General features: G+C 60.2%; 15 protein-coding genes. 9 read left to right on the top strand and 6 right to left on the bottom strand.

Annotation, left to right across the window (positions count from 1 at the left end; all coding sequences use genetic code 11):
* Positions 1–45: 45 nt before the first annotated feature.
* Positions 46–219 carry a helix-turn-helix domain-containing protein gene (locus tag M3N53_08825; GenBank protein ID MDP9068428.1) on the bottom strand — a complete coding sequence of 58 codons (174 nt, stop codon included), beginning with the start codon at positions 217–219 and terminating at the stop codon, positions 46–48.
* Positions 220–1,273: 1,054 nt separating this feature from the next.
* Here M3N53_08825 and M3N53_08820 point away from each other — a divergent pair.
* Together M3N53_08820 and M3N53_08815 are read left to right on the top strand one after the other, a co-directional pair.
* Entirely contained in the window at positions 1,274–7,879 is a 6,606-nt protein-coding gene (locus tag M3N53_08820; protein MDP9068427.1) for a hypothetical protein, read from the top strand.
* A complete protein-coding gene (locus M3N53_08815; protein MDP9068426.1) occupies positions 7,876–8,118 on the top strand; it encodes a hypothetical protein in 243 nt (80 codons plus the stop codon). The genes M3N53_08820 and M3N53_08815 overlap by 4 nt, the downstream gene beginning before the upstream one ends.
* Before the next feature lie 87 nt (positions 8,119–8,205).
* Here the strand turns inward: M3N53_08815 and M3N53_08810 are convergent, their stop codons facing one another.
* Positions 8,206–8,370: a hypothetical protein gene (locus M3N53_08810; GenBank protein MDP9068425.1), complete on the bottom strand. Its 165-nt coding sequence runs from the start codon at positions 8,368–8,370 to the stop codon at positions 8,206–8,208.
* Between the two features lie 906 nt (positions 8,371–9,276).
* Here M3N53_08810 and M3N53_08805 point away from each other — a divergent pair.
* The 3 genes from M3N53_08805 to M3N53_08795 all read left to right on the top strand — a co-directional run bounded on the left by M3N53_08805 (position 9,277) and on the right by M3N53_08795 (position 10,619).
* On the top strand, positions 9,277–9,465 hold the full coding sequence (locus tag M3N53_08805) for a hypothetical protein (protein ID MDP9068424.1): 189 nt from the start codon (positions 9,277–9,279) through the stop codon (positions 9,463–9,465).
* Positions 9,425–9,781 (top strand): toprim domain-containing protein, encoded by a 357-nt coding sequence (locus M3N53_08800; GenBank protein MDP9068423.1) that lies wholly within the window; start codon positions 9,425–9,427, stop codon positions 9,779–9,781. The genes M3N53_08805 and M3N53_08800 overlap by 41 nt, the downstream gene beginning before the upstream one ends.
* 484 nt (positions 9,782–10,265) lie before the next feature.
* On the top strand, positions 10,266–10,619 hold the full coding sequence (locus M3N53_08795) for a hypothetical protein (GenBank protein ID MDP9068422.1): 354 nt from the start codon (positions 10,266–10,268) through the stop codon (positions 10,617–10,619).
* Positions 10,620–12,021: 1,402 nt separating this feature from the next.
* Here the strand turns inward: M3N53_08795 and M3N53_08790 are convergent.
* Positions 12,022–12,198 (bottom strand): hypothetical protein, encoded by a 177-nt coding sequence (locus M3N53_08790; protein ID MDP9068421.1) that lies wholly within the window; start codon positions 12,196–12,198, stop codon positions 12,022–12,024.
* 303 nt (positions 12,199–12,501) lie between these two features.
* Complete coding sequence (locus M3N53_08785) at positions 12,502–12,852, bottom strand: hypothetical protein (protein ID MDP9068420.1); 351 nt, start codon at positions 12,850–12,852, stop codon at positions 12,502–12,504.
* A gap of 123 nt (positions 12,853–12,975) precedes the next feature.
* On the opposite strand from M3N53_08785, the gene M3N53_08780 reads away from it, so the two are divergent.
* Together M3N53_08780 and M3N53_08775 are read left to right on the top strand one after the other, a co-directional pair.
* A complete protein-coding gene (locus tag M3N53_08780) occupies positions 12,976–16,206 on the top strand; it encodes a relaxase domain-containing protein (protein ID MDP9068419.1) in 3,231 nt (1,076 codons plus the stop codon).
* Between the two features lie 4 nt (positions 16,207–16,210).
* Positions 16,211–16,885 carry a DUF429 domain-containing protein gene (locus tag M3N53_08775; GenBank protein MDP9068418.1) on the top strand — a complete coding sequence of 225 codons (675 nt, stop codon included), beginning with the start codon at positions 16,211–16,213 and terminating at the stop codon, positions 16,883–16,885.
* A 230-nt stretch (positions 16,886–17,115) separates the two neighbouring features.
* Here the strand turns inward: M3N53_08775 and M3N53_08770 are convergent, their stop codons facing one another.
* The gene (locus tag M3N53_08770) at positions 17,116–17,682 is read right to left on the bottom strand and encodes a PIN domain-containing protein (protein MDP9068417.1); all 567 of its coding nucleotides are present in this window, start codon (positions 17,680–17,682) and stop codon (positions 17,116–17,118) included.
* A gap of 33 nt (positions 17,683–17,715) precedes the next feature.
* Positions 17,716–18,153 (bottom strand): helix-turn-helix domain-containing protein, encoded by a 438-nt coding sequence (locus M3N53_08765; GenBank protein MDP9068416.1) that lies wholly within the window; start codon positions 18,151–18,153, stop codon positions 17,716–17,718.
* A gap of 421 nt (positions 18,154–18,574) precedes the next feature.
* Between M3N53_08765 and M3N53_08760 the strand changes: the two genes are divergently transcribed.
* Positions 18,575–23,005, top strand: coding sequence for a tetratricopeptide repeat protein (locus M3N53_08760; protein MDP9068415.1), 4,431 nt, complete (start codon positions 18,575–18,577; stop codon positions 23,003–23,005).
* Positions 23,006–23,316: 311 nt separating this feature from the next.
* Positions 23,317–25,560: a hypothetical protein gene (locus M3N53_08755; protein MDP9068414.1), complete on the top strand. Its 2,244-nt coding sequence runs from the start codon at positions 23,317–23,319 to the stop codon at positions 25,558–25,560.
* Positions 25,561–25,688: the final 128 nt, after the last annotated feature.

Below are 25,688 nucleotides of genomic sequence, written 5' to 3'. Positions count from 1 at the left end.
GCGACCGCAGCCACATTCGAGCTTCTTCGAGGAGAGACGTCGCCGTCACGAGTTCATCCGCTGCAGCCATTCGGCTACGTCCACCATCCGGTAGCGAACGTGCTTCCCTACCCGGAAGCCCTTTGGCCCAGTGCCCTTATAGCGCCACCCGTAGAGCGTGCTGACCGGGACGACGAGGATGCGGGCGACCTCCTCGGTAGTGAGCAGCCGTGACGAGATGTCGAGCGATGGCGTGAGCACGCCCTGGGTCCGCTGCGCATGATCCTTGTTCGTCTTGGCCATCGCCGCCTCCTTCCAGTCGCCGTTGAGCGGCCGGAAGCAGGGCCATAGGGACCGAGTGACAAGGGTGACCCTCGGGTCATCTCGCAGAGACGCGAGTACCGGACCGTAGGGAGGAACGGAGCGCCCTTGCGCTCGGGACCGGCGCTGCTAGGGAGCAGCGATCGGCGACTGGAGGCGGTGATGGGTGAAGACGGAGCTCGTGGCTGAGGAGCCCAGGCGGGAGGGTCGACTGCTGGTGTCGCTTTGCGCCTCCGGGCAACTCTGGTTCGGTAAGGGTGGACCGCTGAGCACGGGCCACGGCATGCTGACGCAGGCAAGGCAGTCGGGGCCTCTAGGAGAGGAACCAAATGAGGCAAGCGACTACCCGTTCGGGGTATTCCGCTCGCACCGAGACATACCTATGTTCGTCATGAAGCGGTGGAGGGTCGGCCGTTGTCTTCGGCGGTGATTCGATCGGGGGAAGAGGATGGCGGCTCTGCACGCGGGATCAAGCTGGGCATGGGTGCTTCGGGCACGGCTCTCGACCGGTTTGGTAATCACGCTCGCGACGATGAGCTTCATGGCAGGGCCGCCTGCATCTGCACAAACGATCGACCCCCCGCTGCCCCAGTTGAGCCTCGTTGGGCCCACCGCCGTCGGTCTGCTAATCCCGATCCGGTATTCGGGCGACCTTAAACTCTCGGGAACTGGAGTTCCGACCCAGGAAATCGAACTGTTCGTCGCCGGGGCGCCAGCTGAATCTACTCAGACGGACGTCGAAGGTAAGTTCTCGACTCGTCTAACCTTCAATAACGAAGGCGTCCAGACGGTCCAGGCCGTCGCCTATGCCGGGACCCCGCTCGAGGTCCGGAGCCCGGTTTTGAGCGTCGACGTTCTTCCTGTTCTCGACCCTACCGTTGCAACCGATATCGCATCAGCGACGGAGTTTCTCTACACCGGAAACACTCCTGTGCAAACCGGCGTCGAGGATGGTGCGATCGATCCTGCAAAGGTGGCGGTTCTCAGCGGCGAGGTGAACGGGTCAAACGGTCAGCCCCTGGAAAACGTCACCGTGCGGGTGAGAGATGGAGCGGCCTGGGGCGAGACCCAAGTGCAGCCGGACGGCTCTTATGCGATGGCGATCAACGGGGGAGACATCCAGACCGTTCGGTTCGAACTGGACGGCTACCTTCCGGTAGAGAGGCGGGTGAACGTTCCGATACGCGACTACACCGCGTTGCCGGATGTCACCATGACCGCCTACGACACGAAGGTCACAACGATCGATCTCGTCTCGGGAGCGACACAGCCTCAGGTCGCGAGCGGAAGCGTTGTTAGTGATGGAGACGGGGAGCGACAGGCCACCATGATCTTCCCAACCGGTGTCAGTGCCAGCATGGCGCTGCCCGATGGAACCGTTGCTCCCTTACCTGTTCTTGATGTACGAGCCACGGAATACACAGTCGGTGCCACTGGGCCTGAGGCTATGCCCGCGCAGCTTCCTGCTTCGAGCGCGTATACATATGCCGTCGAGTTCAGCGTGGACCAGGCGGTCGGTGCCGGCGCTACAGAGGTCCGATTCGACAAACCCGTCGCGACCTACGTTGACAACTTCCTAAGCATGCCGATCGGGGTCACCGTCCCGTCCGGCTACTACGATTTTGCGGAGCAAAGATGGATTGCCTCTGAAGACGGGCGTGTCATAAAGATCGTTGGGATCTCCAACGGGTCGGCAGATGTGGATGCCGATGGTGACGGCCAAGCTGATACGTCCACAGCGCTGCAGGAATTGGGCATGACCGCAGAGGAGCTTCAAGAGCTTGCCGACCTTTACCCACAGGGCAAGAGCCTATGGAGGGTGCCCGTCACCCACTTCACTCCTTATGACTACAACTGGCCGTCGCAGCCGCCGCGAGATGCTGTTGGCCCAGGTGGCGAACCGTTGGGTAGCTCCCCAGAGGACGACAATTGCACGATCAAAGGCTCGATCATCGAGTGTGAGAGCCAGGTCCTCGGCGAGTCGGTCGAAGTCACCGGCACTCCGTTCTCCCTCGGGTATCGCAGCGACAGGGTCCCCGGGCGCAGATCAGGTTTGGACTTCCCCATCACCGGAGCGAATCCACCGGCAAGCCTCAAGAGGGCAAACCTCGAGATCGTTATCGCGGGCCAGTCAGTGACCGAGAGTTTTGGGCCATCTCCCAACCAGACTTACTCGTTCTTGTGGGATCGGAAGGATCTCTTTGGTCGCATAATTCAAGGAGGCCAACAAGTAACGGCACGCTTGAGCTACGTCTACGACGGCAGCCTCTACTGCAGGCCAGCCGGCAGCGTCAGGTCATTCGGGCGATTCTGCAGCGAACCCCTAGCCGGCGAGATCCTCACCCGAGATGAGTTCGTGTTGACCCGCGAATGGCGTGAGAACGTTCCGGCAACGAAGATCACTAACTGGGACGCGCGCGGACAGGGTCTCGGTGGGTGGACGCTTGATGTTCATCATGCTTTTGATCCGGGGACGTCGGTCGTGTACTTGGGAAGCGGCGAACGCCAATCCTCCAGGCTCGCCTCCGGCACGACGATCGACAGGGCCTTCCCGCACGGAGCAGCTCTCAATGGTCCTCAAGGGCTCGACGTCGGCCCTGACGGAAGCATCTACATAGCCGACCGAGTGAACGACCGCATCCGGAAGGTGGCACCGGACGGGACGATCACCACCGTGGCCGGGAACGGCACGAAGGGGTTCGGAGGAGACGGAGGTCCCGCCATTGCCGCGCGGCTCTCCAGTCCGTACGACGTCGTCGTTTCTGAAGACGGCTCTATCTATGTCGCCGACACCGGCAACAACCGCATAAGAAGGATCGCCCCCTCCGGTGACATCTCTACCTTCGCCGGAACGGGAACGGCTGGCTTTGAGGGCAATGGTGGACCAGCGCAAGACGCCAAACTGTCGAGCCCAAGGGGATTAGCCCTCGACACCGCCGGACGCCTCTACATCTCCGACACGTCGAACAATCGGATCCGCCGCGTGAACAGCGACGGGACCATACAAACGTTCGCCGGCGGATTCAACGGTTGTTGCCAGGCCCAGCTCTTGGAACCGGTAGGCCTCGCATTCCTTCCTGGCGGCGAGCTGCTGGTCGCGGACGCTGGGTATCACCGCGTCTGGAAGATCCACGCAGACGGTTCCATAGCTAGTCCCCAGTTCGCCGGAACTGGTAAGACCAGTGGCACGTGGAACGACGGCGCTCTTGCGCAGCTAAGTCCCATCGAGCGACCCGTAGGGGTCGACGTCGCCGCAGATGGCACCGCGTACATCACCTATCACGGGCAGCTTGTTCGCGTGGCTCCAGACGGAAGGATGTACCGGGTTTCCGGCTCCCCGCGTGCGCCCTACAACGAAGGTGCGGCTGCTACCTCGTCTCGCGCTTTCATCTACAACGGAGATGTCGCTGTTGGTCCAGGCGGATCTATATACGTAGCCGCCGACTCATCCGCACGTGTGCGACGAGTCGACAGCACCGGACGGATGACGACCGTCGCAGGTACCGGTGATCACTCCTATTACGGCGACGGGGGTTCCGCAGGAAACGGCCCGATGCAGGAGGCGGTCGACATTGCCGTGGGTCCGGATGGATCACGCTATGTATCCGACGAGGAAGAGCACGCCGTGTTCAGAGTCTCTAAGGGAGTCGTGACTAAGTTCGCGGGAACCGGCTGGTGCGATTACACGGGAGACGGTGGCCCCGCCATCGACGCGACGTTGTGCTTTCCCGGAGCGCTCGATGTCGCCGCAGATGGGTCGCTGTACGTCGCCGACCGGTCCAACAATGTCGTCCGGAAGATCAGCTCAGACGGGATCATCAGCACAGTTGCGGGTAACGGCAACTGGGGATTCGAGGGCGACGGTGTTCCCGCCACGGAGACGGCTCTCAGCTGGATCGCCGGCATAGCTGTTGATGATCGTGGAGCCTTGATCATCTCGGATCAGGGTAATTACCGGATCCGTCAGGTCGACCCGGGGAGTGGGCTTATCACCACCGTCGCGGGGAGCGGGACGAGCGGATACAGCGGGGACGGAGGTCCGGCAACGGACGCTCAGCTTGGCGGGATCAAGGGGATCGACGTGTCCAGAGACGGATCCATCTACGTGGCTGACGATTACAGGCTTCGAAGGATCAATCCGTCGGGAATCATCGAGACATTCGCCGGTAGCGGATGCTGCGGAACCAGTGGCGATGGAGGGCCTGCAACCGATGCCAAGCTTGACCCTTCCGAAGTGGCGCTCGGAGCTGATGGATCGGTCTACGCGTCCGATGGAGACAGGGTGCGGGTGATAACTGCGGACGGAACCATCACCGCTGCAGCGGGAGGCGTGTGCTGTGCTGATGGCGATGGTGGTCTCGCTACCGAGGCAGACCTGGATCTCGTCGAAGGTCTCGGCGCGTCGCACGACGGCACTCTTTACATCGCCGACGGACGAGCGGTAGTTCGACGAGTGGGGACACCGCCCCCTTCTTTTGTCACAGGAGAACAGATCGTTCCCTCGAAGGACGGATCGCAGGTCTTCGTGTTCGACGGCCGCGGCCGCCACCTTCGCACTCACGACGCTCTGACCAACGTGGTGCTCTACCGCTTCGAATACGACCCGACAGGTCTACTCGCCGCGGTGACTGATGTGGATGAGAACACGACAACGATCGAGAGAAACGACGCTGGAACTCCCACAGCCATCGTTTCTCCATACGGACAAAGGACGCTCTTGGCGGTTGACCAGAACGGTTATCTCTCCTCCATCACGGATCCAGTCGGCAACTCCGTATTGACCACGCACTCGGCGTCAGGTCTGCTGGCGAGCTTCACAGATGAGAACGGAAACGCCCACGCGTTCTCGTTCTCGGAGGTCGGGAGATTGACTGTAGATGATCCTCCAGGACCCGCACTGACGTCGTTGTCACGTACGGGAACGCAGCGCGACTACACCGTCTCTGTTTCCACCGCAGGTGGTCGCACGACAACTTACCGCGTGGTCAAGAACTCAGATGGAGGCGGGCGCCGCGTCGTTACCTACCCAAATGGCACCACTTCGACGGCGGTGACCACTGCGGACGCTAGATCTATCACGCTGACGCAGCCCGACGGAACCGTCGTGGAGTCGACACTCGGACCAGACCCACGCTGGGGCATGAAGAGTCCGATCCTTAACAAGATGATCGTTACTACCCCGGCAGGAAAGAAGGTGACCTCGACGGCGACGCGAACGATCACCCTCGATGACCCTGCAAACCTGATGTCGCTCTCTACACAGGTCGACGCCATCACATCGAACGAAAAGACCTTCACCAAGGCGTTCGACGCCGACGCGAGGACGATCACTACCACCTCCCCCGAGGGTCGCGTCGGGACCGTCAACCTGGATGCCAAGGGCCATGTAGCTTCGGTGGAGGCACCCGGCGTCGCAGCCGTCGGATTCAACTACGACACGCGCGGGCGGCTAATGGGAACGACGCAAGGTTCCGGGACCCAACAAAGAAGCAGCACCATCACCTACGACAGCAACGGGTTCGTAGGCTCGGTCGGCGACTCGCTCCACACGACCTCGTTCACCAACGACGAGCTCGGTCGAGTTGCCAGTACTGCCTTACCCGACAACAGCTCGATCGGCTTCGGCTACGACGACGGCGGCAACCTGACATCTCTCAGCCCGCCGGGCCGAAGCGCCCATGGGTTCGGCCACACCAGTGGTGATCTCTTGGAAAGCTACGTTCCACCATCCGTCGCGGGTGAGAGCCACGCCACCGGCTACACCTACAATGCAGAGGACCAGCCGACCGCGATCAACTTGCCGGGACCCCGTTCGATAGCACTCGCTTACGACAGGGCGGGGCGTCTCGACACGACCACCATCAGTCGCGGGGCGATCGACTACGGCTACACCGCCTCACAGCTGTCGTCAATCTCGACCCCGGACGGTCCCACCCTGGCCTACGGCTACGACGGTTCATTGCTTACCTCTGTCGACTACAGCGGCGCGCTCACGGGCTCGATCGCTTACGGCTACGACGCAGACCTGCGCGTTTCATCCCGCACGGTCAACGACGGTGCAGCGACCAACTTCACCTACGACAAAGACGGACTCGTCAAGACCGCTGGTGAGCTGGGACTTACCTGGAACGCGGCCACGGGCATGCTTTCCTCGACCGCCCTCGGTAACGTCGCGACTTCGCATGGGTACAACTCCTTCGCAGAGCTCGAGAACTCCTCGGCGAGCTACTCGGGCAGCGGTCTGTATTCCGCGAGTTACGAACGTGATCAGCTCGGCCGCATCACGAAGATGTCCGAATCGATCGGAGGAGCGCCGTCCATCTACGAGTACGTGTATGACGCACGCGGTCGTCTGACCGATGTCACAAAGGACGGAGCGGCGTGGCGCCACTACGAGTACGACGCCAACGGCAACCGCACCAGCGCGAGCGAAGACGGCGGAGCGGCTGTCACGGGAACCTATGACGCTCAAGACCGGCTGACGAGCTACGGCTCGACGACCTACAGCCATAACGCGATGGGTCAGCGCATTTCGAAGACGATCGACAGCGACGTGACGACCTACGACTACGACGAGCTCGGCAACCTCATGAAGGTCGTGCTGCCGACGAAGACCCTCACCTACGTCGTCGATGGCCTCGGACGCCGAGTCGCAAAGACGGTCGATGGAACCACGACCAACCGCTATCTCTATGGGCAGGGAATACTTCCGATCGCCGAACTGAATTCTGATGGGACCGTCAAGTCGCAGTTCGTCTACGCCAGCAAGCGCCACGTCCCCGATTTCATGATCAAGAACGGCGTGACCTACCGCTTCGTCACCGATCAGGTTGGCTCGGTGCGCATGGCCGTCAACACGACCGATGGAACGATCGCCCAGCAGATCGACTACGACCCGTTCGGCAACGTCATCAGCGACACGAATCCCGGTTTCCAGCCGTTCGGTTTCGCCGGTGGCCTCTATGACCCAGAAACGGGCTTGGTGAGATTCGGCGGTCGGGACTACGATGCTGAAATCGGCCGCTGGACGGCTAAAGACCCCATCGGGTTCTCGGGTGGAGATCCGAACCTCTATGCCTACGTCTACAGCGATCCGGTCAACCTGATTGATCCGACCGGAGAGTTGGCCTTCATTCCCATCATCGTCGGGGCTTGGGCCGTCATCGAGGTCGGTCTATCTATAGCGGATGCCATCAACACGGCATCCACATTGGCTGACGTGTGCGCGTCAGCATCTGAGAAGTTCACTACGGGGGGTCTCTTCATTCTTGGTCTCGCTCTTCCCGGAGGAGGAGCCACCTTTGGTGACGATGCCGCGCGTGCAGCGCTTCGGACACTCGATGATCTTCCCGCCAACGCCCATCTTCTCAACGACTTTGACGAAGTGGCCAGCCACCTTTCCCGCTATCACGGGATAGACCCACGCCTCGCAAGCAAGCGGCTTCATGAGATCAAGCCTCAGTCTGGTCGCGGTGGCGCGGCAAACGTGATCTTCGATCGAACAGGGGGCGTGTGGGATCCCAACACTGGCGAATATCTGGGATCGCTGACCCAAGGCGGCGCGGGGAGTCGGCCGTGAGCTCGCGCCGCTATCCCGAGAAGGTTGCGGTCTACGCCGTGATTCGCTACGAGGCAGACGCTAAGTCACTCGACTTTCGGGTGACCGTGAAAGAGGTGTTGCCTACCAAAGAGGAAGCTGAGCGCGAAGTCGAACGGCTCAATGCTCTAACCACGGATGATGCCGTGACCTACTTTTGTCAATCCAGTCGCTATTACCCAAGAGGGCGTGGGGTTCTGAAGGTCGTCGACGGGGAGTGACCTAGGCCGTTGCGGTCCACCTCTTGGCTTCGTGCTTTACCAGGATGCCCTCGATCACCTGGCGGATGATCTCCTTCTCGTCCTCGTCTAGACGCGCGGTCGCCTCGAACTGGCCGGGAGGCGCTCGTCGGGGGTCCGCTCGTCCTGGTCGAACACCAACACGTCGGTGCTGACCGCGAGGGCGAGGGTGGCCTTGCGCAGGACGTCGAGCGTCGGCTGCGAGCTCCCCTCGTAACGACGGATCTGGGACACGGACGCCGACGAGCTCGACGAGGGCGTCCTGGGCCAGTCCTCGCTCTCTTCTAATCGCGGCTATCCGCTCCGGAAAGGCCATATCCGCTAGGACGCTAAGGCGGGGTTCCGGGAGAACTTGATGAGTCTTAGCAGATAAATAGCAAAACATGCGGATGCGCTACTTGACAGATTCCACGGATGGCGGCTGATGCCCGCATCCCCGACCACAAGATCGAGCGCCTCAAGGCCGAGGTCGACCTCGCCGCCCTGCAACGGCACCGAGCTCCGCCGCTCGGGGCGCGACCTCCTCGGCCTCTACCTTTCCACGACGACCGCGACCGATCTCGGATGGGACGCCCGACAAGAACGTGTGGCACTGCCTCGGGGCCTGTCACAAGGGCGGCTCGGTGATCGACTGCGTCATGGCCGCCGAAGGGCTGTCGTTCCGGCACGCGGTCGAGATCCTGCGCGCCGACGACCCTCTGCTGGTCGCCACGGCGCCTGTGACCCGCTCGAGCGTCAGGAAGCTCCCGACCCCGCTGCAGGTCGACGCCGCCGACCACGAGCTCTTGGCCGAGGTCGTCCCCTACTATCACCAGCTCTCATGGACTCGTCCGAGGCGCTCGCCTATCTACATCGGCGCGGCATCGGCGACCACGAGCTCATCGAGACCTTCTCTCTCTCTCTCTCTCTCTCTCTCTCTCTCTCTCTCTCTCGGATTCGCCAACCGCACGCTGGGCTATCGGCTCCCCGACAACAACTGCTCCCTCGACGCCACCGCGGGGCCGCCTCCACCGTCTGGGGTCTATCGCAGCTCGGGTCACGAGCTTCAACGGCTCGGTCGAGCTCTACGGCAGAAAGATCACCGAGGCCCTGCGCAAGGGGACGCCCGACCACCTCTATCTCCCGGGCCTGCATCAGGGCGTGTTCAACCTCGACGCGCTCACGACCTCAAACGAGATCATCCTGTGCGAGTCGCTCATCGACGCGCTGCCGTTGTGGGCCGCGGGCTTCCGTCGCGTCACCGCGTCCTTCGGCACCAACGGCTTCACCCAAGACCATCACGGACGCTTTGGCCCGCCACTCGATCAAGCGCGTCCTGATCGCCTATGACCCAGACGACGCCGGCAGCTCGGCGGCGACCTCCGTCGCCGCCGAGCTCACCACTACTGGCACCGAGTGCTTCCGCATCGTCTTTCCCAAGCGCAAAGACGCCAATGACATCGTCCGGGAGGCGAACTGGCCACGCGATGCTCTCGGCAAGCTCGTGCGCTCTGCGACCTGGCCCGGCAAGGGTCGCGCACCGCTGCTTAAGTTCACCCCACCGGTCGCCAAGACCGAGCCCGAAGCACCCGCCGCTTCCTCTTTAGCCGCCGAGTCGCCCGCGCCGATCGAGTCTCCGGTCCCCCATTTTGTTCATCGGGGGTAGCGTGAATCTTTACCAGTACGCTGACGGCGACCCTATAAAACCGCCTCGGCCATCGGGGCTTTCAGCATCTTTGGTTTCGACCTCGGTTGTGTAGCGGATTTCGTCAGCAAAGCGGCGTCGGTAATCGCATTTGCAGCTGGCTCGGGTGCTCTCGTTGGGCTTTCGATTGTTGCCCTTCCAGTCGTCGGCGCTGTTGCGCTCGGAGGAATCGCGAGTGCGGCGGCGGCTGTTTCAGCGACGGCAGGGGTGATCAACGTAATCGATGACATCGAAGATGGTGATGTTTACACTTCTGGCAGCGTCCCGAAAACGATCATGAATCTGGCTTTAGCACCATCGGTCATCTAGCTCGGGGCGTAAAAGAGGCTAAGTTCATCGCAGATACTGCGAGTGCCGCCACTGCGTTCTTCCCATGATGCCGACCTCCGCATCCTTTCGCTGCTACCGCTGCCGGAAGCCAGTCGAGGGCGATCCTCTGCCGGGATTGGGGATCCGGTGGGATCCAATGCGCTTTGTTAAGACCCCTGTATGCAAGGCGTGTGGGACGACGGATCGTCGGGCGATCGTCTCGGTTCTGGCGTTCGCCGTGGCCGTCGGGGTGGCCACAGGGACGTTGTGGTCGCCGAAGGCGACCATCGTCGTCCTCGCTGGTAGTGCGGTAATAGGCGGCTTCCTGGGTTGGGTTGGCAAGAGAAGGCTCCGGAATCTGGAGGACCAGCCATTCGTATCTGAACCGCCTCCTGACGCGCGTCGGGCGATCGCTCTTCTCATTCTCGCGATCGTTGTAATCCTGTTGGTTGTAGCCGTCGAAGCGTCGGTCGTGGAGTCGCAAAGGTGACATGAGTTGTGTCGGTAGCTCAAAGTCGTGTCACCACGCCCCGCCCTCACCGTCATCGACGCGTCGGCGACGGTGACATCGACCTGACTTGGGCCACGAGATCGCGGGTTGCCGGGCGAGTCTCGCGCGGCTCGATCTCCTACTCCACAGCTGCACCTATGACGCCAACGGCAACCGCCTAACCGCCTCTGAGGACGCCGCCACCGCAGTTACCGGGACGTATGCTGCCCAAGATCGTCTGAGCTCCTCTCGAGGGGCAACGCCGCCCGAACGTGCTCAGTTAGGCGATGTCTTAATAGATCGAGCTCTTGTGCCGGCCACTCCTCACGCCATCCATATTCCAGAGTTCTGAGGTGCCGGATATCGAAAGGCACGTCGTCAATGTTCTGCGTAAGTTGCACCACCGGTTTATTCAACGCATGGGCGATTCCGAGTTCGTAAAACACGTTGGGATTCCGCCCCGTTAGTTCGGCGATGACCACTTTGGCCTCTTGGATGAGGTACCGGACGTCGCTGACGATGAAGCCTGGTCCGAAGATTTCTCCCGCGTGCTGACATGTCAGGTCTAGTTGTTCAACCGCAGGAACAACTAGATATCGGTAGATGAGGGTGAAAGGTTCCCTCAGAGGCAGCAACACGAAACAATGGGTCGGTCGTACTCCCTGACTCGGTGGCCCAAACACCGAGGCGACGTCGCCAGCAGAGCGCCGGCGTCTACCTGGGGCGACGCGATCTCCAACGACGAGCCGGTCGTCCCGGAGATGCCATCCTTGTCGAGCCAAGTCCGACAAGAGCCGGTCTCGCTCCTCCTCAGAAGGGGGACCAGTGTGTAGCTGGTCGGACAGCCATGCACCTACAAAGGAACGAAGAGATCGGCGGGCTGCGCTTCCGCCATCTGTCAGACCTAACAAGGCTTCGTGGACATATTCCCACTTCCAGCCAGAGGCATCCTCCGGGAGCGAAGAGGGCGGTATGCCAGATTCGGTTAGGAAGACTGGCAACTGCTTCGCGGAGTATCTCTCAGCGACTGAACGTGCGATCTCTTCGAGTGTCAGTGCGGCGATTGGTCGGCCGTCGTCCTCGTGTGGGTCGGGTGGAGCAACTACCACCACTCTTCCGCGGGCGCGGTCTCTTCCGAACGGGGTGAGTTGAATCTCCTTGAGAGAGTTGAGGAAGTGGTAGTCGTCGAGGCGTGGCGGAGCATGCCGTCCAATTTGAGGACGAGTTTCAAAGCGGATCAGGCCAGCATCTCTCGCCCAGGAGCAATTCCCTGGCGAAGGCGGCGCGCTCGGCCTCGTAAACATTTTGACCCCCGGTGGCTCGATCCAGAAGTTGTTGACCGTCCCATAAGGGCTGCCCGTGTTCTTCCTCGAGGCGGTCAATGAGCTGTAGGACCTCTATGTCATCCCAGCGTCTCATCCGCTTCCTCGTCTCTCCCCGCGAGCGCCTCAAACATGGCCTCGTCGTCGTACTCCACATTGACAAGATTCTTCGTTCGGTGTGACGTAGTCGCTCCTAGTGGCTCCGAGAACCTGACCAGGGCCGACAAGAAGCCAGTGGCATGTTTATTGAGCTTCATGTCATCGCTCCACAGTCCGAATTCAAGGTGCTTTCTCGAGCCTGGTGCCCAATTCGACGACGATAGCCACGTTCGCCAAGGCCGGAAGAAGAGGAGGTCTTCGACGTGGCCGAGTGAACCTCGTCATGCCAAACGATCTCCCCGAGGACCATCATCTTGAGGTGGGGGAGGGCTCTGTTCCCACCAGGCCCGTACCCCGCTACTCGCACAGGACCTAGCATCAGACTTTCTGACGGAACCCGGTCGTACCGACCGAGGAGCGGGGCCGAGCCCTCGTCCTTGACTTCACCGAGTTCAGCAAGCTCATGGAAAGCCCTTGCCGGCAGTCCTTGACCGCGCGAATCCAGTTGGTTCGCGATCTGCGCCGGCCGCCGCCCGTCTAACTGCAGCTTCGTCACGATGACGCAGCGGGCGTTCGGCGAGCCGGTCAGCGAGCGACGCGTCGTCCAGCCAAGGGACGTCGCCGAGCACGGCCGGTTCCGCGCGAAACCGCGCGTCCCCCCAATCACGGTGCTCGTCAAGCAACCTGGAAAGCGCGTCTGTAACTTGCCCGCCGAAGCTCACTTTCCAGCGATCATCCGGGCCCCACTCCCGAGGTTGCCCAGACCACCGAAGGAAGTCATCGAAGTCGCCAAGCGGCAGCTGCTTTCCCATGCAATCACCTTCTCGCATCCCTGAGACAGTTCTCGCGAAGCCTTTCTGAACGTTGCACAGACTTGCATTTACATGCTAGTAATTACACGAAAGGGATTTAGAGGTCAAATCGGCGGTGGCGGAATGCTCAACATCGGCAAGCTGGCCAGAGGGCAGCAGCACTACTACCTGAACTCGGTCGCCCGCGGGGTCGAGGACTACTACATGGGGTCCGGGGAGCCCCCGGGCTACTGGCTCGGAGGCGGAGCCACCGACCTCGGGCTCGAAGGTCGGGTGCTCGAACGGGCGCTGACGCCAGTCCTCGAGGGGTCCGATCCGGCGACCGGCGAGGTGATCAGCCACCGCCAGCACAAGGCCCGCATGCCCGGGTTCGATCTCACCTTCCGGGCCCCGAAGTCCGTCTCGCTGCTCCACGCGCTGGGTCCTAAGGACGCCTCGAACGAGGTCGTGAATGCTCACGACGCCGCGATTGCCGCCGCCCTCGCCTACCTCGAACGCCATACCGCCGTCGGCCGGCGCGGGACAGATGGAGTCGAGCCGATCGGCTCATCCGGTTTCGTGGCGGCCGCCTTCCGCCACCGGACCTCGCGCGCCGGCGACCCCCTGCTCCACACCCATGTGCTCGTCGCGAATCTCATCCATTGCTGGGACCACAAGTGGAGCGCTCTCGATGGGCGCCTCCTCTACAGCCACGCCAAAACGGCCGGCTATCTCTACCAAGCTCAGCTCCGCAAGGAACTGACCCGTCGGCTCGGGGTGGAGTGGACGCAGGTTCGCAACGGCACGGCTGAGATCGAGGGCATCCCGCGGGCAACCATCACCGAGTTCTCCCGTCGACGCGCGGAGATCGAGATCCGCATGGAGCAGCGCGGGGAGCACAGCGCCAGGGCCGCTCAGGTCGCGACCCTCGACACTCGCCGCGCCAAGGATCACAAGGTTCGTCCTGAGGGCCTCCAGCCTGAGTGGGAGCGACGCGCGAAGGGGGTCGGTCTGACCCGCAACGATCTGGCGAACGTGCTGGATCGGACTCAGGAGACCCGGAGGCGTTTGTCGCGTGATCTCGCGGAGGAGCTGTTCGGGCCGGATGGACTTACGCGGGATGCGAGCAGCTTCACCGTGCGCGAGGTGATCCAGGCCCTCTGTGAGCGACGCGGGCCGGCCGTCTCGGCCTTAGAGATCGAGAGGGAGGCGGAGCGACTCCTTTCTTCCGATCTCGTCGTGCGGCTGTCGGCGGCCAAGTCCGACTTCCTGCTCACCTCGAGCTCGCTGCGGCTCGCCAATGGTCAGGTCGTGCCGGCGGTGAACGACGGCACCCGCTATTCGACCAAGGAGCTGATCCGACTCGAAGAACGGCTCATCCGCCGAGCAGTCGATCGGCAGACGGACTCCGTCGGGATCGCCGACAGAGCTGTCCTGAGAGAGATCCTGGCGCGTCGAAGCTCGCTCACGCCCGAGCAGCACCGAATGGTCGAAGGCCTGACGCGCAGCGGCAGAGGTGTGGACGTCGCGGTTGGTAAGGCAGGCGCCGGCAAGACGTTCGCTCTCGATGCGGCCCGTGAAGTGTGGGAATCGTCTGGGATCAAGGTCATCGGGTGTGCGCTGTCGGCTCGCGCCGCCAAGGAGCTCCAGGCGGGTTCTGGAATCGAAAGCTCCACGCTGGCAGCCCTGATGAAGGATCTCGATGATTGGAACGCGCCTGGCCTTGATAGTGATTCGGTCGTCGTGGTCGATGAAGCCGGGATGGTCGGGACCCGCCAGCTCGACGCGCTTCTGAACCACGCCGAGGACGCTGGCGCCAAGGTCGTCCTCGTCGGCGACGACAAGCAGCTCCCGGAGATCGCTGCTGGGGGAGCCTTCCGGGCGTTGAAGGAACAGCTTCCGGCAATCGAGTTGTCCGAGGTGAGACGTCAGACCAACTCGTGGGAGCGCGATGCTCTCGAGCTTCTCCGCGAAGGCCGGTCAGCCGAGGCGGTCGAGGTGTACGGCGAGCGTGACCGACTCGTGGTCGGGAGAGATGCTGCAGAGACGCGAGCCGCATTGGTTGCTGATTGGTGGCAGGCCTCGCAGCAAGGGCAGGCGGTGATGATCGCGGCGCGCAAGGCGGATGTTGCGGATCTCAATGACAAGGCTCGGACGATCCTCAAGGCAGAGGGTGTCTTGGGCGACGAGGAGCTAGTCATGCGTGGCCGGCCCTTCGCCGTCGGCGACGAGGTAATGACTCTTCGCAACGAGCGCAGTCTTGGCGTCATCAACGGCAGCCGAGGGGTGGTCCAGAGCGTTGACCTCCATGCTGGTCAGCTAGAGGTCCGCTTGGCCGACGACCGAATCGTGACCCTCTCGACCGAATATCTGGAAGCTGGTCACGTCACTCACGCCTACGCCATCACGGGCCACAAGGCGCAAGGGATGACCACAGATCGGTCGTTCGTGCTGGGCGATGATTCGCTCTACAGAGAGTGGGGCTACGTCGCGATGTCTCGCGGCCGCGAGGAAAACCGCCTCTACGTTGTCATGGGCGATGGTCACGGTCGCGACGATGTCGGTGGAGCCGTCGAACGCCCTTACCAGGTGGATCAACTCGTGCGTTCTCTGGAACGGAGCAGGGCTAAGTCGCTCGCCTTTGACCCGTACGGCGACATCGCGGAGAAGGACTCGAAGTCGCTCCGGGTCGAGCAAGAGACGATCTACGAGCAATTGTCACGAGGTCCCCGTGATCCGAGGGACAAGTTGATCCAGGTGCGCCAAGAGGTTGAGCGGATAGGTCAGTTGCTGCAGCAGGAGCGTCGCGCGGCCGCCGAGGCGGAGGAGAAGCTCGCCTCCATGGGAGCTGTCGCCAAGGCGCGCCGGAAGGCCGAGGTCGAGAGACTCCGCCGAAAGGTCAACCGCTCGAGGCGGGCCCAGAACAGCCTGACGGGGAAACTGCGGTTGCTAGCCGATCAAGAGAATGAGCTCGTCCAGTCGCAACAGCAGTGGGATCGCTGGACTCGGGAGCAGAGTCCGTTAGTGACACGCGTAGAGGAGATCGAGAGCGAACTGGAGCGCCGCAACCGGGCCACGCTCCGTGATCGAGAGAACAACCTGCCGAAGTATCTAGAGAGCTGGGTCGGAGCAATGCCGGAGCGTCCGTCGGAGAAGCATGAGTGGCGCAAGGCAGTTTCGGCCATCGAGGGCTATCGGGAGCGATACGGAATCACCGATGAGAAACGAGCACTCGGACCAGAGCCGCGCAATGCTGACCAGCGGTGGGAGAAGGAGCAGGTGGAGCGACACATCGAGGAACACAACGGCCGACGCTTGGGCCGCTCTCATGACAACGACGTCGGCCTCGAACGTAGCTTGGAGATGAGTCTCTAGGGCGATGAATGTCGTGGTGGGTGTCGATGCCTATAAGGGGGGATGGGTGACGGTCGCCCTGCGTGATCGATTGGTCGAACGATGCGGCGTCTACGGTCGAATAGAGCAACTCCTGGAGGACCATTCGGGGGCTTCTGTCGTCGGGGTTGATATTCCGATCGGGCTTCCGGCCAGGGACGCGCGGCAGGCAGACGCGCTCGCTCGAACGTTCGTCGGTCCACGCCGTAGCAGCGTGTTCTCGACCCCACCTCGCGCAGTGCTCGAGGCAGCGACCTATCAGGAGGCGCTTGAGGTCACGCGCAACCTCGGGGTTGTCGGCATTTCGAAGCAGAGCTTTGGGCTCGCTCCCAAGATCCTGGAAGTGGACGAGGCCGCCAGGAGTGACGAGCGCGTCGTCGAGGTTCATCCAGAGGTCTCGTTCCGGGCGATGGCCGGCCAGACGCTGAAGTATTCGAAGAAGTCATGGAACGGCGCCGCTATCCGACGACAGCTTCTAGCGCAGCACGACATCGTGCTTCCCGACGGGCTGGGCGAAGCAGGTCTCGCTCCGGTCGATGATGTGCTGGACGCTGCCGCAGCAGCATGGACCGCTGACCGGATAGCCAGAGGTAAAGGCGTAAGCCTTCCGGATCCTCCGGAAGAACTCGCTGATGGCGGCAAGGCAGCCATCTGGTATTGAGGACCACATGAGCAAGGGTTCCCTGCCCGAGCTCCTAGGGAGTGGAACCGGGACGTCGACGGTAGTGCGAGCAGCGGGTTCCGTCGTACTTACGAGACAAGATCACGGATCGGTTCGAGATAAGGCAACTCGGTCACGACCGTCGAGCGTCGTATCGGTGGCAGGAGACCCTTCGGTCGTCAGATTCGTATCCGCGCCAAGAGTTGTTCAAGCAGTTTGATCTGCCTGACTTAAGTACGACCTCGTTCCGTTTCGGCCAGTAGCCGCATCGCTCCTGGCAAGTCATGCTCCGCCAAATAGGAGCGCACATCTTCCGGAGTTGCCGGCGGATTCCTGCGTCGACCTGCCATCTTTTCTAGGGACCTCCAAATGGCCGTCGGATCGAGGTCGACCAGATGCTCTACGAACTCATCAGGGTGCTGTGGTTCGACTCCGTACGGGCTGCAGGAATCCTCAGGGAAGTCATCAAGGTTGAATGTCACAAGCACATCGGCCCCCACCGCAACCGCTGTCGCGAGTACATGGCGGTCCTTCGGATCATTCGTCATCGCATCTATGAGTTCGCGAGGCGGATCGATGAGCGCCGCCGGCTCCGCCACGTTCATCAGATCAATCCTGCGTTGAATAAGGGAAAGGTCCTTCTCAGGGAAATTTCTCTGATAGGTGCGGCCGACTTCGGCCAGAATCTCTGTACTCCAATGCGCGCGGTAGAGACCGCTTTCGAGGGTCGTAATGAAGAGGTCGCAAAGGCTGATGGGATACAGAACATTGGCGTCGAAGGTCGCGATGAACGGCATGCCTCGACCCTAGTTCGTCGCTCAGAATTGGAGCTAATAGGGGAGTGAGTTCTCTTCCCCCATGCGGACCATTTCGGCCAGTGCGTCTTCTCGAGCGCGATTGCGGACCTCTTGATAGGAGAGAAGATCGCTCAGGCGGATGCGCCTATGCGTGCCGACGTATTCGAAGGGAATCACCTTCTCGTCGAGCAGCTTGATCAGATACGGCCTGGAGACGTTGAGGATTTCGGCTGCCTGATTGCTGGTCAGCAATTTGTGAAGTGGCATCACGACGACCCCGTGACCCCGCTGAAGCTGGTCGGCGATCGAACTTAGGACCTCGAAAAAGGGGGCAGGCAGTTCCACTTCGTGGCCATGGGAATCCATGAGTCGCGCCGGTTCGCTCTCGTTTTCGGCGTGCTCCAATACCTCCGCCACTCCGGCGGCTTCCTTGGCGAGCGCCCCCTGCTGGGGATCGAGCGTGATCGTCATGCGGTTCACCTCCTGCGTCTTTTCCTCGAGGGAACCCTAGCAGCTATCTGAAATAAGTGCAATATTCGAAATAGCTGTCGAACGTGGTGGTCGGAAGCCGAGGGCGTCCTTAGGTAGGATCGTTGACATGGTGCTGCGTGTTGCCAACCTGCAACAAGCCGCGTGTAGGCTCCCGTCGTGCGACGAGCTCATCCCGACAAGGACATCGAGGAAGCCCTTCGGTACGCGGAATCGCGTTGGTGGCGCATCTTGCCTTCGCGCTCTAGGGCAGGTCACGCCTGGGGTCAGGCTCTGTGTCCCCGAGAGGCGAGAGATGGGTGTCGCACGAGTATTTGGTGCACACCTCGGGACGCCGCGCTCCATGCCAAACAGATTCGGGCGGCAGTTGGTCGCTGCGTACACATGACGGGGAGAAGTCTTCGTGAGTAGCTCAGCGCATGAGTTCACACTGGTCATCTCTCATCCCAGAGAGCTGACGGGGGACGACCTTGATGCCTTGTTCGAGGCCGGCCTCGACGACGCCACATTCACAGAACGAGACGGGCTGATCTTTGTCGACATCGCTCGAAAGGGTGCCGACGCTCTCAAGGTGATCTCCGAGGCAATCCGTGTTCTAGAGCGCACGCTTCCCGAGTCTGCTGTCGTGCGGGTCGAACCCGATGATCTCGTCACGCTTTCGGGCATCGCGGAGCGAACAAAGCGAAGCAGAGAGAGCGTCCGGCTTCTCGTTGAAGGTAAACGTGGCCCCGGCGACTTTCCACGGCCTGTCACTTTGGTGGATTCGAAATCTCGCCTTTGGCGCTGGAGTGATGTCGCTCGTTGGTTCCATGAGCGCTTGGGGCAGGAGGTTGAAGTTGGACTGGACACGGCGACCTCGCTAGCGGCCATTAACGCGGCCTTGGAACTGAGGACGCAACGAACGAGGCTGGGCGAGGCTGAACATGAATCCCTAGAGGCCTTGGTGGGACGGTCGCTCGCCACTGAGATTGAAAAGCATTCCGAAAAACCCGGGCCGACCCTAGATATTGCGGGTGAGCTCATAGGGATTGCGAATCCGGTCCTCGGTCTTCTTGCAAAGTGGGCAGGGACCAAGCTGTTTAGTGAAACCCCAATCGGAACCGCGATCAATCGCACGCAGAATCTCTTCAGCGGGATTGAGATTGACCACTCGCTTAGGAAGTGGTCCACCGGTCCGGCATTCCGAGACCTCATGGCGCGCGTTGCGGTGGGTCACCGTGATTTGGATGTCATTCAGGTTGCCCATGACTTTGTTGCACTTACCGGTTTCTTCTACGAGGACGACAGGAGGACTCTCGAAGTTGCTGCGGTCGTACTGCAGACATTTGCAGTGATCCTTCACGAGGAGATGCTTAAGAGCCCTTACGGACTCGCTGTGAAGAGCGCCCGTGACGAACGAAATCAGGCCCGTACTGAGCAATATCTCGAACGCGCTCTGGATTCTGTTCAGGGAGTGGAAGGGCAAATCCACGGGATGGAAGGGCAGCTCCACCGTATGGAAGCCCGGATCATCCACGAGATAAATACGGCTCAAGAAAAGCCGACGACATCTGAGAATGACAAGATTCATGCCAGAATCGACGTCGCTCGCGATCTCCTAAAGGGCGGCAAACCGAGTAGCGCACACGCCGCTGCTCTTCAAATCCTCAACGACGTAGAAGCCGAATCAATCGACGATCCGTTCTTGCGGTTTCGGATTGCGACTGTCTTGGGGTCGACATACCTCGAACTCGGCAACCTGGAAAAGGCCTATGAGCATCTGCTCTCTGCATACGAGTGGCAGCCGAGATCTGCGGACGCCCTTGCCAATCTCGCATTGGTCGAGCTTCTCAACGACGACGTCACAACTGCCCTGAAGCATGCTCGGAGAGCTCTTGAGATCGATTCACAACACGCTCACGCCAAAGGCACTCTGCTCTCATGCCTTGCGAGTTCCGGTGGTGTCGACGAACTGGAGGCCATCGCCACTGAAATTAAGGACACGGAGGACTCCGGTCTCCTCGCCTCGCTGGGCGTCGTGCGTTTTAAGCAGGGTCGATATACCGAGGCGGAGGATCTCTTGCGACGATCTCTAGATCAGGGCGGTTCGAGTCCGCAAATAGACCTGTACTTGGGATCGGCAATATTTGCTGGCGTCCAGGAGCGTCTTCAAAAAGATCCGCCGTTGTATTGGCGTATTGAACTAAGCGACCTGGATTCCCTGGCCAAGGCAGATGCTGCCTTCACATCAGCGGTCGACCAGCTTGCGGAACAAGAGGGAGCGGCGTTACTGACGGACGCTCTCGCGAGCAGGGCTGCAGTTCGCGTAATGCTGGGTCGAGATGAGGATGCAATCGCGGATGTCAAGCGAGCTTTAGAGCGCGACTCAACCCACCGGCTCGCCGTAGCGAATATGGGCCTCCTGCTGCTCGCACGCGGTGAGGCCGAGGACGCAATTGACTTCTTACGACGAACGTATGAGGCCGATCCTTCTCACGAGAAAGCATTCAAATTGGCACAGGCTCTGGGAGAGGCTGGTCGGCCAAAAGAAATTCCGGAGCTTCTAAAGCCTTGGCTTCCTGATGACGTCGCTGAATGGGACGCTCTAACCGTCGACGTTCTTCTCCATGCATATGAGAAGTCGCAAGCTGTAGCTGAAATCGAGCAGCTTGTTGGACGACTCCTCGAGTCTTCAACTGATCCTTCTGCATTGTGGGTCTACGCACGCCACTTGCGGCGTACGGGAGACAGCGACGGTTACCTGATTCAACTTCGACAGGCGCTAGGCCTTGCGACGAGGAATTTGCGCGAACGGATAATCATGGATCTCGCCGACGCGCTGTTCGATAAGGGCGAATTCGGAGAGGCGGCATCGCTCTACCGGGAAGTCGTTGATCCCTCGTCGGAACGTGATATCGGAAAGCGGTACATCACCGCCCTCTATAACTCGGGGTCGCTGAGGTTGGCATTGGAACTTGCTACGTCGATGCGAGAAGCAGTTGGAGGAGCAATCCCGGTGATTACCGAGATTGAGGCTCTGGTGCTAGCGCGGATCGGCGAGATGGATCGTGCGCGGGAGTTGTTCGTTATGCTTGCTGAGCTCGAGCCAGATCGCCAATCCCACCGCTTACAGGCAGTCCTTCTAGCGATTGAGACGGGGAACAAGGCGGAGGCTGGGCGTCTTCTGAAAAAGGTTGATGTCGCGAGCATTGAGAACGATCCCCGGGAGTTGATGCAGCTCGCCCACGCTCGCATGGCAGTCGGAGAAGGGGGAGTCCTTCCGCTCGCATATCGAGCACGCAGACTAGCGTTCGACGATCCGGAGATTCACCTCGCCTACGTGGGTGCGTTTCTCAATAGGGAGGAGGAGGACAAGAAACTTCTAGACGTCGAAACCGTCGGTCTCGATACCGCAGTTCACCTGCGGAGCGGGGATGGAGAGAGGCATTTCCTCATCGTTGATGAAGATCTCCCTCGCCGCCCGGATGAGTTGCCTCCAGAGGACAGCCTCGCGCAGCGGCTCATCGGACTTCGCAAGGGCGACGAGGCCAAGATCAGGGAAGGGATTGAAGAACTTACTTACGAAGTCACGGATGTCCAGAGCAAGTATGTCTTCGCGTTTCAAGAGACCCTTCTCGAGTTCGGAACTCGATTCCCTGAGCATGAGGGCCTTCATCGCTTTCAGGTTGCTGATGATGACCTGACCCCGCTCATTCGAGTACTTGAGGCCCAGCGAAAGCAGGTCGAAACTTCTCTTGAGTTTTACCGGTCACGCCTCATTCCCATCAGCACCTTGTCGAAGATGCTGAGGAAGCATCCGGCTGAAGTCTGGATTGGACTTCTCAACGACTCAGAGCAGGCGGTAAAAGTATCGACCGGTGGTTTCGCTGACTTTGAAGAAGAACTCGAGAACGCTCGCAAGGCCGAAGTCCTCGTCCTGGACACCGTCGGATTCCTTACTGCGCAGAGCCTCGAACTCGTGGACTCTCTCCTGAAAACAAAGAAGCAAGTAGTTATTTCACAAGCAGTTGCTGATGAGATTCGCAATCGAGCCACTGATGTCCTTCAAGGCCCTGAAGCGACAGGTCAACTTCGAGGTGGCGAACCCGGAATCGTGATGGATGAGTTCTCCCCAGAGCAGCTTGAAGAACAGCGCACCTTTTACGAGAACATCCTCGAAGTCCTAAACAGCAAACTGGAAATCCGCCCAACTCACGAGTTGCTAGATCTCGACGCGAGACTCCGTTCGAAGATGGAAGACACCATCGGCAAGGCAGCACTGAGTTCAGCGCTTCTGGCTAAGGAGCTGGCAGGCATTCTGTATACGGATGACTTCGCATTGAGAGCCTTGAGTCGTAATGAGTACTCGGTGAAGGGAACCTGGACTCAACCAATTCTTGAGCTATTAAGAGACAGGGACCTGATTGATGCCGGGCAACACCGACAAGCTCTGTCAAAACTCGCTGCTGGGCGATGCCTATATCTCCGGGTCACGCCCGAAGTCGTTCTTGACACGCTTCGTGACTTCGAGTTCGCCTCGTCGCAGGAAGTAACTCGATTTGTTGAGTCGATTTTCGGAACCGATTACGGAGATGACTACGTCACGATTCTTGCTGCCGATGTCATTCGGAATCTGTGGCTTGAGCCGCTGACAAACGAACGCAAGCTCTTGGTGCTCGACCTGATTCTGGCTGGCTTAACTCGAGATCGTGTACCCGAGACAGTCCTAGGTCAGCTTGAAAGGTCACTCGATGCCCGTTTGATGCTCCTGCCAACGATTCGGGCGGTTGTCTTCGAAACCCTCCGACTCTGGCATCAGCGAAATCGAATCATGCGCGGGCTCAATACCGAGTAACAGGAGATGAGGCTGAAGCATTGACCGAATCTCGCCAGACGAAGCGTAGGACCAGCATCGGAGGCGCTGCCAACGAAGCGGGTGGCGAATATAGGGCGAGTGTCGCGGCCTGGATTGTTGCCCGGTGTCTTCGCGGGCTTGCCCTTCCTCCCCGAATCCGGCTCCAACCTGCAAGCTCGGTCCCTGAAAGGGTCCAGCTTGAGGGTGATCGCGGCGTCGATGACATCGACGTAACTACGTCAGGAGGAGGAAGAGTTTTCTTTCAAGCCAAACGACGCCTGGGATTTGGAAAGACGAGCCTTCCGCCGGTTGTGGATCAGTGGAAGCTTGCGGCTGCCGAGGGCCTCAATCCAGAGACGGACCGTTTAGTGGTTGCGTGCGCTCATCCAACTGAGGAGATTCGACGTCTAGGTGAAGCTCTTGAATCGAGGCAAAGGGCTGTGGCTGCCGAACTGTCTGGCCCTCAGGCCGGAGCCCTAGACAAGCTCCACAAACTTCTCGAGGACATACCTCTCACGCACCAAGAAGTAATTCTGAAAACCGCAGTCATCCTTCCTTTGGAGTCAGAAGAGGAAGGTGTCCTCGATGCAGAAACCGGCGAGCTTCTTCTTGATGGTCACGTGGTGGTGCATGGTAAAGGTCGGGATGCGTGGCGGTACTTGGTCCGCGAGGCTAGAAGTCTAGCGGCCAAACGCTTCGGTGAAACTGCCGAGGGCTGGATGAGGGTGTTGCGTGATGCGGGGTTTGACCTCATCGCAGACATCGAAGGTGGGCGGTCCGCGCGAATCGAAGCTCGCCGGCTGGCCCTTCGCAGGTACCGAGGGCGGCTAATACAAAGGGCTAATCAAATTGATTTGTCGGCGCTCGCGGCACAAATACCGCCGCTGACCTTTGATGAAGCTGGCATGAGTCTCGAAGTCTCACCTGAGGGCGCCGACTCGTCTAATCGCAGGCCGCCGGCGTGGGCATTTCGCAGACGAGGTCGATCCGTTGTCACGGGACTACCAGGTGGTGGCAAAACGATCCTTCTTGCCCGAGCGACGGGGTTCTGGGCTGAACGCGACGATTGGCCTATTCCCATCCTTATCAATTTGAGGAAGTTTGTTGACCGGATGGACGACGAAGGAACTCTGGATTCATTCCTTCGGATGGCTACGGAGGATCTAGAGCCATCGGATCGTCTTCTAGTACAGGAAGCGATTCGAGACGGCTTATCCACTGGAACAGTGGCCATTTTCTTAGATGGACTGGATGAAACACGGGAACGAAGACATGACGTTCTTGTTCGCTTGAGACAGATGCTGCTCGACATCCATCCCGATGTTGAAATAGTTCTATCGACAAGAGATGTCGCCTATGCGGACGCGCGCTCTTTGGGCTTTGCTGCTCTAAGAGTTCAACCGCCTGAATACATCGCCTCCGCCATAGAGGCGGTACTTTCCGCGTACGCCGATGTCTCCTCAATCCCGGAAGCTCACAGGCAGAGTTGGGTAGGCGAACGCGTGGGTTGGGTCGAACAGGCGTGCGATCGAGAACCCACACTGAAAGAGAGCCCATTGATGGTAGTTCTCTTGGCCCTTTTGGCCGGGGAACGAGACGAGAAGGCTCTACCGCAGAGTCGAGCAAACGTTCTCAAGGAAGTCGTGGTGGGTGTTCTTCGTCGTTGGGAAGCTCGGCCCGGAAGACGGTCCGATGTGGGTTCACTAGCGGGAGAAGAGGCTACGCGCGCTCTTCTTGACGGCTTCAAGCAAGTGTCATCTTCTCTCGCCCTCAACGGACAAGCCTCAGAGTCTGAGGTTGAAATGGCTCTAGCCGAGTACCTTGCCGGCGACAGGTGGCAGTTGCCGAAGGCGCGTGCCGAGTCAACGGCGCGCAGCGTCCTGGAATTCTGGGACGCTGCGGGCATCTTCGTAAGCCGAGGTTCCCCACCAGTTGTCGAAGCGCGCGTTCGATTGTTTGCAGAGGTAGGTGAGGCGCTAAGAGTCTCCGATATGGAAATGTCCGATCAACGCTCGTGGATAAGAGAGGCGGCGGACGATATAAATCGTCACGAAGCCTTATCACTCGTAGCGACGCTTTCCTCCGATGCTGCAGACGAACTGTTCGCTATCGCAACCCGGCGTGGAAGCCTGGTTCTCTTAAATTTGGCTGCGCGAGTTCTGCGCGAAGGAGTGTCCGTTTCCCAGGAACGGGCGTCCAAGCTGATCAATCGCTTGCTGAAACGCATGAAGATCTCAGCGGCGAGGGCGTGGGAAGCTACGAAGCTAATTGCCCACATTCCAGTCCCGGTGACAATTCGGCCCGAAGTCCTGCGTCAAATTGCCGAGAATTTGCCGTCACCTCATTCAGACATCGGGCGGGCATTGGTGCTGCTCAAGTGGGGAGATGAGAGCAAGGAACTAGATGATTCGCTCCTCCGCGTGCTGGAAATTGAGGATATTCCAGACTTGGAGCCGCTGGAAAAACCACGGGATCTAAGAGACCGTGTTCTGGCTGCAACTGTGGATGAGATACGTCGATGTCGTGCTAAGCGGTGCGCCTCGCTTGTTAGCTAAGTATCCCCAGCTGGCCGATCCGTTGATGGAGCTTTCTTACCATCACCTCCCTGCCTTCTCCTCTTCAAAGATGGGGGAGATTTTGAGTGCGCTTGGGTTTGAGGAGATCGTGCGCGCTCACCAGAAAA

The sequence above is a fragment of the Actinomycetota bacterium genome (genome assembly GCA_030776625.1).
In the GTDB taxonomy this organism is placed as follows: Bacteria; Actinomycetota; CADDZG01; order CADDZG01; family WHSQ01; genus MB1-2.
This window is presented reverse-complemented; position numbering and strand designations above follow the sequence as displayed.

Excerpts from the sequence above, each read along its gene's own strand:
- M3N53_08790 (MDP9068421.1), bottom strand. The coding sequence starts at position 12,198 with ATGAAGCTCAATAAACATGCCACTGGCTTCTTGTCGGCCCTGGTCAGG.
- M3N53_08780 (MDP9068419.1), top strand. The coding sequence starts at position 12,976 with ATGCTCAACATCGGCAAGCTGGCCAGAGGGCAGCAGCACTACTACCTG.
- M3N53_08765 (MDP9068416.1), bottom strand. The coding sequence starts at position 18,153 with ATGACGATCACGCTCGATCCCCAGCAGGGGGCGCTCGCCAAGGAAGCC.
- M3N53_08775 (MDP9068418.1), top strand. The coding sequence starts at position 16,211 with ATGAATGTCGTGGTGGGTGTCGATGCCTATAAGGGGGGATGGGTGACG.
- M3N53_08785 (MDP9068420.1), bottom strand. The coding sequence starts at position 12,852 with ATGGGAAAGCAGCTGCCGCTTGGCGACTTCGATGACTTCCTTCGGTGG.
- M3N53_08770 (MDP9068417.1), bottom strand. The coding sequence starts at position 17,682 with ATGCCGTTCATCGCGACCTTCGACGCCAATGTTCTGTATCCCATCAGC.